The sequence below is a fragment of the Roseivirga sp. E12 genome, assembly GCF_017592825.1.
Lineage (GTDB): Bacteria > Bacteroidota > Bacteroidia > Cytophagales > Cyclobacteriaceae > Roseivirga.
Genome location: NZ_JAGFMD010000001.1, coordinates 168361 through 184458, shown reverse-complemented (window position 1 = coordinate 184458; position 16098 = coordinate 168361). Strand labels below are relative to the sequence as shown.

Here is a 16098-nt window from a genome sequence, read left to right as displayed (position 1 = left end):
TCACAAGCCGGCTTCACGTGTGGTTTACTGACCGGAAATCGCAGCCCATGTAGTGAGGGCTCCATTAAAACTGGTATAGAATCCAGCAGTTTCGTAAATCAGGCTTGACCACTCATTCCTCACATCGTCAGGAATTGAGGTCCCATCTTGAGCCGTATCAGCCACCACGGGGTCTGATATATTTCTTACATAGCAATAATCGACTCCCATTAGACCCGCTTGATGGCCAATCACAGTATCGTCCATTTCGAGTGCCGAGTACTGAGCTGAATCATTTCCCTTGGCAATGAAATAATAGTCGGTGGTTAACAATGGTGTGTCCTTCGCCTCAATAACTTTCGGACTATCGGTATTGGAAGGCTCTAATGGATAGTTTACCAAGTCTTTATAGCCAAAAGGTGCCGAGTCCTTCTTCTCTTCGTGAAGCTTACCAATGAGGTAGTTCAACTCGTCCTCGGTCATTACTGAACTCAAAGGCATAAAGAGCTTTTCTGCCGAAGGTATCATGTCCACATATGGATAGAAGGAAGAGGTAAAGGTTTGATTGTTGTAATCAACACCTGTGTTCTGTGATTTCCGAAGTTCTATATGTCCAGAGTTGGTGAGCGCCACATCACCTAGTACTGTCTTTGTAGTAGGCCCACCTGCCGTGCCGATAGAGTAAACCTGTTCAGGTTTAGCATCTTCGATGATGCATTTGGTCATTTCTGTAAGCCCTGTGATATATGGAGGGTGAGATAAATGAGTTTCTGACTTGAAAAGTAAGACCTTCTTGTCCTTACCTGATTTATCAGTAATACCAACCAACAGATAGTAACCCCAAAGACCTTCTGCGGAAGACTTGGGAATATTACGGCTGTATAACTTCCAAGCATCTCTCCAAGTGGTCGGATCATATGGACCTCTAGTTGATCCACTGTTTACAAAAACATGGTCCAGAGCTGCCCATTCGGCACTGGTCCAGGTGATCACCACTATATCAGCCGAAGGCAATGGCGCGTCTGGACCGCTGTAGTCGAAAGGAATGATCTTAGGTGCGCTCTGACCTATTGATTTCCAATCGACAATCGGAAGGTCAGGTAGGTAAGCATCGTGCTTGTACGTTTTAGTATTTATTCTTGACATGTGTATATGGTTTATTAGCAGACTAAAGTGAAATTCTGATCTTTTATCATAAATGTATTGAGGACACTGAGACCGGCCCCAGCCGTAACAGTACTCTCAACATCCCATCCTAAAACACTGCCATAGATCCCGTTGAAGGTCATTTCTCCAGTATCGCGGTAGGTAGCAAAGTATGGAAACCCTTTAGCGTCTGTGAAAGCTGATACCGCAGCGAGTCCTCTCATTTGATCGGGGGCATCAATATTCAATACGGGGTGTGAGGGTTCGTCAGCACCGTCCATAAAGTGATCTACGTTCACCTTGTTGTACTTCACATTGGTCTTGATAAAGAAGTTCTCACCTCCCATTTGAAAGAAAGAAAATCGTGTCCAACCTTGTGCCCAACCATCAGTCCATACGGTTTCAGCATACAGCCCCTGTGAAGAAGGTACCGACAATTGATACTTGGCAACATCTCCCGTATTCATATTATAGGCTATGAAAAAAACGCCATATCTCCATGCGAAAGGCTTAACCGTAGTATTTCCTTCACCGATTTTCGCATCATATACCGATGTTAGCGTAAAGTCATCGGCTACCTGAATGAAGTTTGCGTACTCGGAGTTTGAACCATCGTAGCAGATTAGCATTGGCTGACCCGCGAGGTAGAAAGGTTCTACTATAGCACAACCAAAATCAATCTTTTCAGTGGCTACCTGGATCAGGTACATACCGCTCTTTTCGTCATAAGCTTGAAAAGTAGTAGCACTACTATTGGTAGCATTGAAGGCAACCAAATAGGTCTCGCCATTCAATTGGTAATTGGCAACAGCTGACGTACCTGTAGGCAGGTTGTAAACCATTGTAGGGTCTACTTGGTCAGCCGAAAACTGACCATCCGAAGAAGCTGTAGCAGTTTGTACAGCATAGAGCTGGGTATTAGACATGTAACGTGTGTTTTAGTGTGACTTCAATTTAGAAACCAATCTCCCTTGGTTTTCTAGCTGAATTCATTGAGAATGGAAAATAGTGGAACCCAACCCTGGGCGTATTCGGTGAAGCAGCTCAAGATGAAATTATGTGCACTTCAGCCGATTCTTGGCTTGAATCGTTCATTTGGTCTCTTGTAATCCACTTATTCGAAAATCAAACCATTAGATTATGAAAAATTCGAGCAACCCTTTAAAAGTCATACTGACCTTAGCTTTAGTACTTCTCATAGCTTCCTGTGGCAATGGGAACAGTGAAAACTCTAACTCCGATAAGCCCTTTGACCCTATCGGGAAATGGGAGTATAAAGTCACCACTGATGTGAGTTATGGCGCCATCGACATCTCAAAATCTGGCAATGCATTCAAAGCCGTTATGACTACCGAAGTCTTTGGAACACTAGAACTCATGAACCTAAAAATTGAGAACAAGGTACTCACCGCTGATCTCGATGTTGGCGGCACACCCGCCATCATTAAATGTGAATTCGATGGAGACGATTTTACGGGAGCCGTTGTGGCTGGAGAAACGACTTTCCCAATGGTAGGGCAAAGGGCTGAGGATTGAAAAACCCTCTCGCCTTTGCGAGAAGCGAGTGTAACTCGTGACGAAGCAATCTCCCTATCGCAAAAGAAAAACTGACATCAAGGAGACTGCTTCGCGATGCTCGCAGTGATGGTTTCCTGAATTTCATTGCGAAGAAGTATGACGAAGTAATCCCCCTAATTTGTCAACAGAATTTAATAGCTTGAAGTAAACACAACGACTTTGGCAAAAGGAGGCTTTGTTTACATAATGACCAACAAGTACCACACAACACTCTATGTTGGGATGACCTCAGACCTTGTTTCTCGAGCAATCCAACACAGAGACAAGCTTTATCCCAAGTCGTTTACAGCTAGATATAATGTAAACAAGCTGGTCTATTATAGTCCTTTTGATATGATAGCCTCTGCTATTGAGGAAGAGAAACGAATCAAAGGTGGGTCTCGAAAAAAGAAAATCGAGTTAATTGAATCCATTAACCCGGATTGGAAGGACCTCTATGATGACATTAAAGATTGGTGACAGACGAGGAGACTACTTCGCTACGCTCGCAGTGACAATTAGCTAGGGAGACGAAGCAATCCCCGCATTACACTCGTCTACAAACTCGATTAAAGGCGCAGTACTCGCATTGTTTTAAGTCTTCCGTTTGGTTGAATGGAATGTTAGGGTCATAGATTTCATGAACCATCGCCTTTAACTTGGTGTCAAAGGATTCTATTACTTCTTCTGGTACCAATTGCCCCGCCCGTAGCCATTGTGTACCCTGACTCAGGTGCCTCATGCTTAAAATACCAATGCGCACCTGATCAGATAAATGCCCTCTGGTCAGCAGTGCATAGAGATAACCTTGAAAACCAGACTTAAGATCAGAATTTTCAAAATAGGCTTGCGTATATTCTTCTGCAGCAAGTTTCAACTGTGTCATTGACGACAACTTCACTTTCCCAGTCTTATAATCGATGATTTGGGTCACGCCATCCTTCTCATCAATTCGGTCGATCGTTCCTCCTATCTTCACCCGCTCCCCTGTTGGAAGCGAAACGAAATACTGAAAATCATTTCGCTCCAGACCTACCATTTTGAAAGGCGCCTGCTTGATATCCAGGTCAAGGACCTTCAAGACCATTTGCTCCATCACTCGTTTGGTCACGAGATCTCGGCCTTCTAATTGCTGATTCGACTGAATGATCTTATTCTCTTCTAGAGAAGTCAACAACTGCTTTTCGACAAGTCTTTTCAATGCCTTAATCTGGTCCTGAGACACTTCCTTGCCTAGGTATGGCATATAGAGTTTTTCAAGTACCTCATGCACCACAATACCTAGATTACGAGCATCAATATCCTCTTCTACCTGGTCTTGTTCACTAAAACGGGCTGCATATTGGAAATAGAATTTCAAGGGACAACTCACATAAGTGGTGAGCGATGTTGGCGAAAGAAACTTCTCTGCTTCGTTGCTATCTACATACCGCTGAAGCATTCCCATCACTTCAGGGCCTTTTTCGATACTTATGGCACGTTTGTCAACCTGAGGGGGAATGATACCTTCATAAGTCTTTTCCGTAACTATGTGATTAGCATGTTGCTTATACCTTCTTAGCTGTTGTAAAACGAAACGGCTCACCTCTCCTGTCGAATCGGCAGCGACCGTATTGTCATAAATGAAATGTACATTCTCAGCCCGTTGGATCAGTCGTTTAAAGTGGTATGCATAAATGGCATCTTGCTCTTCGAAGGTAGGTAGTTCAAAGACTCTTCTTAGGCCATAAGGAATATAGGAGTTCAGACTTCTACCTGCTGGAATCTTGCCCTCATTGGTTGAAAGCACAATCACATTTTTGAAATCCAATGTTCTCGTCTCCAGAAAACCCATGATCTGAAAACCACGGACTGGCTCGCCTTCAAATGGTATTTTGATGGATCTGAAATGCTCTTGAATTATCTTTTTTATCAACCTGAGAGAAAACCCATCTCGAGTTTTCAAGTAGTCGTTCAGTTGGTTGAGCGATTTGAGAAAGAAGTAGATAAACTCCTTATCGGCTACTCCATTTTCACTGGCTTTGAAATGGTAAAATACTTTCGTTAAATAGGTTTTAAAAGACTGACTTAGTACTTCCCAATCCGTTTTAGAACCCAACAAAGCACGTAGTTCGGGAGACTTGATTCGCTCCAATAGGGCATTGAGGCCTACTTTATTCTTCTTTTCCTGAACAAACCACTGATTGAGGTGGTCGTAGATGCCTTCGTGAAAAATAGCCGTGTAGGCATTTGATAGAAAAGGCCTCAGGTCATAAACATGGAATATAATATCACCATTGACCACTTTCGCCCTTCTCATAAGTTCCAGATAACTCAAGGCAAAATCATAGACCAAAGTCGACTTCATAGGGTAACCCATGGTGACGTTCAGCTTGTGATCAGCCATAGGAATCGCATAAAGCAGTGGCAGCAGTAATTTTTCATCCGCTAAGACAATGGCTGATTCTTCAGGTTTGACTCCCTTGGCCACTGTGTCAGCCATTAATTCAGCCGCTAAATGGGCTTGCCCCATTAATTGCGGAACAGCATGGACTGTAACCTGCTTAGGTTCTACCAACGAATTGGCATTAATCCAAACCGCATCTGGCCACTTTTGCTCATATTCTCTCACAAAGTCACCAGCTTCCTCATGCTTATCGCGTAGGTAGTAAGTGTCCACATCCCAATACAGAGTCGCTCGGTCCGCCTTGACTAAAGCATCAAATATCACTTCTTCAGATTTTGACAAGGCGTTAAATCCACAAATATGGTAGTGGTCGTATTTGTGATCGAAGTGTTCCTGTTTTAGTATTTCGGCCAGATTTCTGTACAACATCCCTCCATAAGCCTTTTCTTCGGCCAAAAGGGTATCTTGATATTCTCCATACACGTTGCCTACCTCTTGCCAAATCTTTAGGAACTCGGTCAGTAACTTGGTTTTCTCTTGCTTCTCGGTAAGGGTTCGATAGCGCTCTATTATTCCTCGGAGTTCATCATTATAGCCAAAGACATGATCGATTTCCTTAATATTCTGTAGTGTTGAGTAGATCTCTTTGGCATCAGCCATATAGCGATCGATCTCGTCATAATCTTTTAAAATGACCTTTCCCCAAGCATAGAACTTATCGAACTCAAGGTCCTTATCTCGCTTTTGATAGACTTGGAATAAATTGAAAAGCAAGGTTAACTCATCTGTGATAGTGAAGCCAGTCATCTGCTGCACCAGATCTTCAATACTAAGGATGGTGGGAAGAATAAAATGGCGATCTCCAAAGCGATTGAGCAGCGCCCGTTTAAAGAAAACCCCTCCCCGCTTTGTCGGAAACACATAGCAATGAGATTTCAACTCTGGTATAGCTATGTCATCAATATGATCGACTAAAGATTCGTGGAAGGTTTTCATAAGCAAACTCCTTTCTTTAGCCTCCCCAAATCCCTCCAATGGAGGGACCTGGATACTGTTTTCGGGGTCTTATTTGTTGACTCTATAGATGCTGAAATAAATTCAGCATGACGACCTATTTGATTTGATAAGCAGTAAATCAATACAAAATCATTCCCCCCGTCACCCTGAACTTGTTTCAGGGTCTTGATCAATGACAGCATGGATACTGAAATAAATTCAGCATGACGTAGTACAATCTGTAAGCTTTTCATTGGGCAACCTCCCTTACCACTACTGGTTCGACATAGATGAGGTGGCCTTCAACTGCCTCAAAACCTAGTGCCTGCATAGCCTTCATATATCGCCTTACTTGATCATGATGTGACTCAGCTTCCTTCTCTTTCTTATAATCGATAACGATCGCCTTGTTCCCTTGAGTCAGAATCCTATCCGGTTTGTGTATTCGGTTATCATGCCAAATCTCACGTTCATTGAGCACATCATATCCTTCTGAAAACCAAGGAGATATCAATGGATCTTGAAAAAGTTTCTTTATTCTCAGTGCTACTGCCCTCACGGCTTGATCATCCAACTCTCCTGCCTGCTGCATTTGCTTGAGTACAGGTTCCAAGTCGTCCGAAGTGTTGATGGCCGAAAGCACCACATGCACTTGATTGCCTATGGTTATATTCTGGGCATCTTCCGTTTCTTGGAGCATAAAGAATCGCTCAGAATCATTTCTAATAGTGAGCTTCTGTAGATAAGAAGAACTAGGATAAACCTTAATCCCGAGTGCATCATCCTTCTCATCATTAGTACCCTCCTTTGCCGTTGAATTGCCAAATGAATAATCGGTAAAGGCTTCAGTTTGTGCCTCCTCACCATTTAGGTTTGGAAGTATTTGCCAGAGCAAAGACTGGATGTTAGATGGAACAGCGTTTCTCCCTTTCAATTCACCATTCGGAGCCCCGATATACAGCTTCTCTCTTGCTCGAGTAAAAGCTACATAAGTCTTGTTCAATACATCCAATACAAACTCTTTTGACTCTTGGTAGAAGGCTTCCGCAAAGTGCGAATTGGACAGCGAACGTTTAGAGTAGTCGAGTGGAACGAACTGCAAGTCTTGATAGTCAATTGGTAAATCCCGTGTCCAGAATTGATGTCTGACCGGAGGAAGAATACTCCAGTGAGCAAAAGGTATGCACACAATTGGTGCTTCTAGGCCTTTGGACTTATGAATAGACATAATACGCACGGCATTGGTCTTTTCATTTGCCGAAACCGTAGTGTCATAGCCCTCATTATCCCACCACTCCATAAAAGTATTGATAGAGTTGATCCCTTTCTGGGTCTGTTCCAGGATCACGTCCTGTAACTGCTGAATATAGATATCTGCATGATCGGTGAAATCAAAGATCAAGAGCACTTCGCTCACCAAATCGAAAAGAGACTGCTGCTTTAAATGATGCTTCTGATCTAAAAACTGTTTTGGAAAAGCGGCTTCTTCCAAAGACATTCTGTCATCACGAGCACGTAAAAGCGCTTTTTGAGCATCTCGACCACTTAATTGGTGGTAAAGGCGAATCAAATTCAGAGATAAGATTTCGTCATAATCGGATTGCAGGTATCGAAAGACTTCCAGAATAAACACTACTAAATCACTCTGCGTAATCCTGAGCGATTCTCCATTAATGAACGGAATGTTCTCAGCTAATAGGGCATTCGCAATATCAGGAATCTCACCATTGGCATTGACCAACACCAAGAAATCGCTGTATTCAAAGCCTTGGGACTGATTAGTCTTAATCACGTCTACCAGATCATTAAGGGATGATGCTTTCCATGGGGACTCATCTTTCTCGTAGAAGCGCACCCTAACAAATCCCCCATCCTTTCCTTTTGCTTCCTGATGATGTTGGGCATAAGCCATTTCAAAAAGATCGGTATCGGTAATGGACTCATGCTGACCGATCGCCACAGGCAACTGCTCAAACAATTGGTTATTGAAGTTTACCACCTGACCGAGACTCCGATAATTATCCGCAAGATTTTGTTCTGAATCCTTGGTGTAGAATGCTCCTAAACCTCGTTTTAGCTCACTTAGCAAAAGCTTCATATTGCCTCCACGAAAGCGATAAATAGACTGCTTTACATCGCCAACGATCAGTACGTTGTTATCTTCAGACAAAGCATTAATGACCAGAGGTTGAAGGTTACTCCACTGAAAATTAGAGGTGTCTTGAAACTCATCGATCATAATGTGTTTAAAGAAACTGCCGAGCTTCTCGAAAATAAAAGGTGCATCAGCCTCCGCAAGTATGTCTTTGAGAATTAGATTATTATCTGAAATGAGCATCACATTATGCTCATCTCGATAGTCTTTTAAATGCTTATTAAGTTCTTCTAAAAGGCCGTATGAGAAGATATTCTTTAGGAGTACTTTCGCTGTATTATACTCTACCTGATAGCTGTCAATGTAGTTGACGACAGCTGGACCGATCTCACCAAACCTACCCGCTACAAGTGCGTCTATTTCGTCTACTTTAGGAGATGTCTTGGTATACCATGTGTCATCTCCATTCACAGTTTTTAGAAAGGATGCGGTCAACGAGAAATCACCTCTCACAAGCTTCTTAAAGGTATTGGCTACACTTCTCGATCCGCCTTTAAAGTCTTCAACCACCAGGCTGTGCTTGGTCAAAAGGTCCAGGGCCTCATTGCCAAAGGCCTTCAATTCGTTTTCATAACCCTTGACCGTTTTGCTCATTTTCAGAATGAGTTCTTTAAGGCGATCTAAATCCAAGTCGATCTCACGAAAACCATCCTGAAATGCCTCTGAGAACAAACTCTTTCCCAACTTCTCCATGTTCTGGTCAACATTCCAAGATTTGTCATTCTCCATTTGCTCATTGGCAAAGGAAACCAGCCAATCTCTCACCTGCTTGTTATCATCTAGACTTCTGAAGAGCTGATCAATAGATTCGCTCAAGGCCAAAGAAGTATTCATTTCCAGCTCATAGCTCAATGGTAAGTCGAGCTCTCGAGCAAATGATCTAAGTACCTTGGAAAAGAAGCTGTCTATGGTAGAGATTTCAAACCTGCCGTAATTATGTATGATGAGTTCATAGGCCTCACTGGCTCTCATCTGAATCCCTTTGTCATCAAGTTGATCGCTCAAGGACGATTTGATACTCTGAAACATTGGCCCTTCACTGCCTTCCGATAATTCCAGTAAGGCATCGAGAATCCTCCGCTTCATCTCCTCTGTGGCCTTATTGGTAAAGGTGATGGCAAGAATATGTTTAAAGTCGTTTGGATTCAGCAACACTAACTTCAAATACTCTCTTACAAGTGTAAATGTCTTACCCGATCCGGCTGAAGATTTGTATACGGTTAGTGGCAATTCGGCTTTGATTTAGACCAAAGATGAAATTAATCAATGCCAAAGAAATGAGAAGGAATTAGCGAATTAACTTGACTGATCCACGAACAATTTCTTCGAAAGGAAAGCCATTGACTTCACCCCAGTAACTCAAAACATATGAGTAGACACCAGATTGTACTTCTTGGCCTCTGAACGTACCGTCCCAGCCTTCGGTGATATCATCGGTGTTGAATAGGACCTCTCCTCCCCATTCAGAGTATATTTTCATTTGAAAGCTTGTGGCACAATCATAGACTACACTGAATGTATCATTGACCTTGTCTCCATTCGGGCTAAAGGCATTGGGTACATTAACGCGCGGATAACGCTCTGAAATTTCCTCATTTGGAAAGGTAAAGCTGCATCCGTTAGCATCGGTAACAGTGACAGAGTAAGTACCTGCAGACAAGCCTTGGATCAATTGAGCGTCTTGCGGTGGACTTGTATTCCACCGATAGGTATAGGGTCTTGTTCCTCCCTGAGCTTCTACGAAAATGGTTCCCGAAGGCACATTAGGGCAGGTAGGATTGTCAGTAGTAATTGCGAGTAATGGCTCTGGCTGCTCAATTTCAAACTGTATGTCCAATTCACAACCTGTACTATCTACGATCTTAACATTATGAAGTCCTACAGAAAGTCCTGTAATGGAGTTGCCAACATCGGTATTTCTTCCATCAAGGAAGACCTGATAAGGTGCTACTCCTCCCTGAATCAGAATATTTGCCGAGCCATCATTACCACCATGGCATCTGGTGGTCTCAAGTTCTAAACTGGCGACAAGTTCTTCAGGGTCAACCAAAGTGAATGTAGTAACGTTAAGGCAGCCGATCTCGTCTCTCACAGTGGCTGTATAATCACCTGCCGACAAGCCTGAAATCCTCTCTCCGGTCATACCATTGTCCCAAGCCACCTCGATAGGGCTACCATTGCTACCCGTGATATTCAGGCTAATACTTCCATTTGATTCTCCTTTGCAAATGGGAGGCACTAGGTCGACTTCAACGTTGAGCGGTGGGTTTATCGTTACATTGAGTACTTCAGAGAAGCCTTCGCATCCAGGACTTTGTGGATTAAACTCCCTAAACCAAACCTGCCCCTCACCTAGTGCTGTCCAAAGAATTTTTACAGAATTCCCAAAATTTGATCCAACAAAACTGCCTTTATCATTGACAAACCATTCGTATTGTGAGCCGCTGGCTTGCGATGTGAAATACGTAATACTCGCATTTGGATCGATACACACTTGATCAACCACAGGGCTGTCACTCATTGGCTTATCAGGCCGTAGCAGATTGTCAATCTTAACGGCAATTGTCAGTGTATCTATACTACATTGATTGGAAGCGGTAATTGGTAAAACTTTTATAAATGCTTCATCATTGATACCTCCCCAATCAACTGTAACGGAAGGTGCTGTAATATCCGAAACAATCACACCTCCGTTGATAAACCATTGATAGCTATCATGAGGTGTCCCCGTGATTGCATATTCTATACCCGTAATATCTGGACAGACAGATACAGGGCCGCTGATCTCGTTCTCTGCGAACTCAGTTACAGTCACGGTCTTCTTTACCACAACTGCATTGTTGCAAAGACTACCACCATCTGACGCTACAACAATCACCTCATATTCACCGGGAGCATCATATTTGTGTGTTACCTCTCGAAAAGCACCCTCCTCTCCTAAAAGACTTGTACCATCTCCGAAGTCCCAGAAAAAAGTATCAAAAATCGGATCGGTACCAGGGAGCACCTCAAAATCTACTCTCAGATCAATGGACGACTCTATGCAAATAGCATCCAAACCAACGAGCTCCACACTTTCTCTGACACGCTCATTGAGGATTCGACTTAAGCTCGCCCCAGCCATGTAACCGTAAGACTCTTCGCTACCAAAAGCATATACATAGGGAATTACTCCCCCCGGTGAACTGATGGTATGATTGCCTTGGGTGAATACTATCGTGGCATAAGCTGCATCGCCCACCACCTCAAACTGATCTGTGATATCTACATTATCGAGAATGATATTACTTAAATCATCCTTCCGGGTCACCACAGTCATATGATAGTCAAGGGAACTAAACAAAGGCATTGAATTGAAAGTGACCTGTTGAATTCCCTGCTGCAAAGGACTCACCAAAATCATCAATGGGTCTGAGCGGACTCCATCACAAGCCTGACTCTTGCTGAACTGTCCTACAGCAATAGGTTTATCAGCATCGATAAACTTCACCTCATACATAGAGTCAAGAACGTGATACTCCCCAGCATCTAAGCGGATATCACTCATTCCATCGATCTTGATGGTAGTTTCATCAACGGATGCCAGAATTTTAACCAAGTCTCCAGATGTCCTACCCTCAAAAGGGACGAACAGAAATTCATCTCCCCAAGTCGAAACTGGGAACATCTGCTCAACTAGATGATCCTTTGTTTCACCACAAGCGGAAACATTAGTCGATTTATTCCCTGAGAAGACTGCAATTTTCTTACAGACAATACCTGCTTCTATGATTGACCTTACCAGAGTACCTGTTAAGTCTTCTCTAGATTTCACCTGATAAGTTTCTCCAGCATCTAAGGTTATAAGATTAGATTCTCCGGGGCGCCAACCCTGAAACGTATGTGCTGAAGGAATGATTTCTACCTGTGTACTATCCTGTGTAGCCACTATCAGCAAGTTCGACTCCTTTGCATCATTATCAAGCGTATCTGTTTTTATATGAGCCATCACATAATACTCTGTATCCAATGCTCGTGTGGGAATAATGACTGTTGCGTCAGATCCGGAGATCACTTTATTCAAAATGTGTACAGATATGTCTTTATCAGATGTTATGTGAACACCATGATTGTTTTTGCCTGCAGCATTAGCCATTAATTCATCCGGAAGGATAACCAAGGTGGTCTTTCCTGGCTCGATCAGTTTAGTATTGAAGAAATTACCCAATGGAGTGCTTAAGGTAACATTGGCCTGTTCATCAGCATTAATATAGATTTCGAGAGAAAGCCCTGGAGTGGGTTCATTCTCAGAAAACCCAAGCCAAAAATCTTTCCCTTGCGTGGTAACCTGCCCAAGGGCCAAAACTTGAGTAAAAAGCAATAAACAACCAATAATGGCGAGCCGAGAGCTGGCCATATACAGTCCATCTAATAAGGATCCAATCCTTTTATGCACTCTAAATTGGTTTTAGTAGGTCGAAAATTGGTTATAACGCTATAGGAATAACAATTCAATAACGATCTACCCTAGGAAAGAGACAGGTTTAAGGCGTGTTTCGAGAGGTAATCTATCTACCTAATCAGTTTGATAGAGCCACGAAAGGTTTCTTCAAAAGCCACATCATTGAGGCTTCCGGCATAGAAGATAACGTAGGAGTACTTTCCATCTGGTGCAGGCTGACCTTCAAAACTTCCATCCCACCCAACATTGACATCCTCGGTTGAGAAAACAACAGAGCCCCATTTGTTATATACCTGCATGGAGAATCTAATAGAACAATCTGCAACTGGCTGAAAGGTATCGTTCGCCTGATCGCCATTAGGACTGAATGCATTAGGAATAAATATTCTTGGAAATCTTTCTGTTACCTCAACAGGCAAAGAGGTCTCGCAACCATTAGCGTCCACAATTCTTACTGTATAATTACCCTTGCTCAGATTGGCAGCGTTTGGATCATTTTGTGTTGGATTATTACTCCAGAAGAATTGGTAATCAGGTGTCCCTCCCTTGGCATCAATGAAAGCAGTACCATCAGATGCTTGTGGACAAATTGGATCATTGATCAAAGACTCAAGATCAGCCTCCAAAAGCATTGGCTGATTGATTGTGAAGGTTGTCGAAGTTTCACAACCATTAGCATCGCGAATGGCCACTTCATATGTCCCAGCAGCTAGTCCATTCACTGTTCCTGTATTTGTGCTTCGGGCAAACCCATTACTTCCTGTCCAGTTATACACGTAATCCCCATTAGGGAATGTCGTTCCGCCCACTACCAAGATGGTTGCTGCACCATTAGACTCCTGAAAACACCTAACATCTGTCAATTGATTATCAGCTACTTCTAAGACATCCGGCTCTCCCACGGTATAGGTAAACATCACTTCACAGCCCAGATCATCGGTAACTGTTGCCGTATAATCCCCTGCAGCAAGACCATTAATATCCTGCCCCATCATTCCATTACTCCACGCAACAGAGTAACCCGGTTTTCCACCTGCCAGCACTATACTTATGGTGCCATTGGCTTCACCATTACACAGCACATCCTGAATGGTCGGTATTGATAATATTTCAGGGTAGATAATTACATTAAGCCTCTCTGAAAATCCTTCACAATCAGAAATCAGTGGATTAAACTCTCTGTACCAAACCTGACCGGTTCCAGGCCCATCCCAGTTGACTCTTACTTCATTGGAAGTATTTGCACCTACAAATGTCCCACCCTGAACAAACCATTCATATTCTGACCCGGCTGTTTGCGGAGTGAAATAAGTCACATCGCCTAATTCCGTAAAGCACACTTCAGTATCTGTAAACCCATTGCTTTGTGGTAATGCGGGCTCAAGCCTTTTGTTGATAATGACATCATAAGTCACCGTATCGGCTACACAACCCAAGGTATTCGTAGATATGATCTTCAATGACGCATCTGGCCTAGCCGCCAACCAGTCAACGGTAATTGCATCTCCAACATCTGAACCTACAATATTTCCACCATCAATCACCCACTTGTAAGTGTTACCAGCAGTCCCTTCAACAGAATAGGCAATACCATTCACATCTGGACAAACAGAAGCCGGGCCATTGATATTAGTAATCTCATTTGGAGTAACTGTGATGGTCTTAGTAATGGTCTCAGAGTTTTCACCACACTCATCTCCACCATCAGAAGCGAATAAGGTAATAGTGTACTCTCCTGGAGCGGTATAGGTATGCACGGTATCTCTTCCTGTGGCAGTATTTCCATCACCAAAATCCCATTGGAATTCAGTAAACCTTGGCATCTCTCCTGCCGGCACTTCGAAGTCAGCGGTGAAATCAATCTCGTTATTAACGCATGCCTCATCAGCAATAATGTTGATATCCGGATCATCTCCGACTATTTGAAGATTAAGATTTGCTAAGGAGGCTCCTGCTACATAGCCAAAAGATTCTATATCACCATAACCATAGATATAGGCTATAAATCCACCATCAACCACAGTTGTATAATCCGTTCCACCTTGCAGCGTCACTGTAGTATGCGAATAAGTCGGATTACTTGGTACAGGCGTAAAGGTAGCCGGATCCACTTGAGCGCCATTGATCATGACACTATTAACACTTGAAGTTTGGACAATGAGGTTAGTGAAAAACACCTGAATTTGAGAAACCTGTAATGTATTAAAAGTCACCTGGTCCAAGAGTTGCTGATTCGGACTCAGCATAATCATAAATGGATCTCCTAAATCATTAGGGATATTTGAACCTGCAGGAAAGTCACAACTCAATGACTGACTAAACTGTGCTACCTGAAGCGGTTTATTGGAACTGATAGACTTAACATCATCAAAAACAAAAGTCATATACTCTCCTCTTGCCATTGCAGGTAAGGCTCCTTGACCGGTGATAAACACTTCAGTATCATCTTCTGTAGCGATCACACGAAGCCCATAGGACTCTCTTTCTTCAAACGGCACCGCAATATAGTCTGTACCCAACGTAGAAACTGGAAACATCTGTTCATAAAGGTGATCGCCCGCATGGCCATCTGCTCTAAAATTACCATTTCGTACTCCTGAACAATCCTGGCCAGCAGTCACCCTTGTCCAACGATTACCACCATAAACTGCGAAATTCTTACAACCATCACTGCCCGGAGCAATAGTTACCAAGGAACCCGTCAAGTCTCCTGCATTGGCTTGGAGTTGATATACATCACCCTGATTAAGAATAATTCTAAAAGTCTGATCCGGAAGTTTATTATCAATTGTTCTTACCGAAGGAGTTACATCTATCTCGGTACCGTTCTCGGTCGCTACAATCAACATAGAAGAAATAGACTGCGGATCGAGTGCTTCGTAGTAAGATGAAACTACATAGGAGTTACCAAGCGTTAGCTTGGGTAAAATAACTGCCGCATCGGCACTAAAAGGCTCATTTGCCAGGGCATAAACCGAAATATCATCATCCGAGACAATTTGAATACCTCGCCTCTCATTGTTTCCAGAGGTGGATGCTTGAATATTTGGAAAGAAATCGTTGAGAATAAATTTCTCAGTTTGACCTGCAGTAACTGTAAAATCTATTTCAGCACCATTGGCAAAAATGGTAATCTTGCCTTGAGTATTTGTCTTGCTGGTTATGAAGATTTCGCCATTGGAAAGACCATCAGGGCTATTCACAATGTTTTCCATAAACCCAAACCAGAACTCTCTCCCCTCAGTTGTTACTTGAGAAAAAGCAGTTAGGCTTGTAATGGCCAAAAAGAAAGTTAGTAGTAATCTCCTCAATTTATTAAACGCTCTAAGAGATGCTTAATACGAAACATCAAAGATGGTCATATTTTCGATTTCTCAAATGACTTGTTTAGCCAAATGCATTAGTTAATCAGCTATATGACAACAGTGATAACGAAAA

Annotated in this window: 8 protein-coding genes; 2 read left to right on the top strand and 6 right to left on the bottom strand. The window is 42.8% G+C overall.

Going from position 1 to position 16098, the window contains the following annotated elements:
• Positions 1 to 24 precede the first annotated feature (24 nt).
• Entirely contained in the window at positions 25 to 1125 is a 1101-nt protein-coding gene (locus J4E76_RS00815; RefSeq protein WP_208500559.1) for a hypothetical protein, read from the bottom strand.
• 14 nt (positions 1126 to 1139) lie between these two features.
• Complete coding sequence (locus J4E76_RS00810) at positions 1140 to 2051, bottom strand: hypothetical protein (RefSeq protein ID WP_208500558.1); 912 nt, start codon at positions 2049 to 2051, stop codon at positions 1140 to 1142.
• Between the two features lie 214 nt (positions 2052 to 2265).
• Between J4E76_RS00810 and J4E76_RS00805 the strand changes: the two genes are divergently transcribed.
• Together J4E76_RS00805 and J4E76_RS00800 are read left to right on the top strand one after the other, a co-directional pair.
• Positions 2266 to 2661 (top strand): hypothetical protein, encoded by a 396-nt coding sequence (locus tag J4E76_RS00805; protein ID WP_208500557.1) that lies wholly within the window; start codon positions 2266 to 2268, stop codon positions 2659 to 2661.
• A gap of 201 nt (positions 2662 to 2862) precedes the next feature.
• Positions 2863 to 3162, top strand: a complete 300-nt coding sequence (locus J4E76_RS00800) for a GIY-YIG nuclease family protein (RefSeq protein ID WP_208500556.1) — start codon at positions 2863 to 2865, stop codon at positions 3160 to 3162.
• Between the two features lie 67 nt (positions 3163 to 3229).
• On the opposite strand, the gene J4E76_RS00795 is transcribed toward J4E76_RS00800, so the two are convergent.
• The 4 genes from J4E76_RS00795 to J4E76_RS00780 all read right to left on the bottom strand — a co-directional run bounded on the left by J4E76_RS00795 (position 3230) and on the right by J4E76_RS00780 (position 15971).
• The gene (locus tag J4E76_RS00795) at positions 3230 to 6064 is read right to left on the bottom strand and encodes a PD-(D/E)XK nuclease family protein (protein WP_208500555.1); all 2835 of its coding nucleotides are present in this window, start codon (positions 6062 to 6064) and stop codon (positions 3230 to 3232) included.
• A 250-nt stretch (positions 6065 to 6314) separates the two neighbouring features.
• Positions 6315 to 9449: an exodeoxyribonuclease V subunit beta gene (locus tag J4E76_RS00790; RefSeq protein ID WP_208500554.1), complete on the bottom strand. Its 3135-nt coding sequence runs from the start codon at positions 9447 to 9449 to the stop codon at positions 6315 to 6317.
• 58 nt (positions 9450 to 9507) lie between these two features.
• A complete protein-coding gene (locus J4E76_RS00785; RefSeq protein WP_208500553.1) occupies positions 9508 to 12654 on the bottom strand; it encodes a gliding motility-associated C-terminal domain-containing protein in 3147 nt (1048 codons plus the stop codon).
• 116 nt (positions 12655 to 12770) lie between these two features.
• A complete protein-coding gene (locus J4E76_RS00780) occupies positions 12771 to 15971 on the bottom strand; it encodes a gliding motility-associated C-terminal domain-containing protein (RefSeq protein WP_208500551.1) in 3201 nt (1066 codons plus the stop codon).
• Positions 15972 to 16098: the final 127 nt, after the last annotated feature.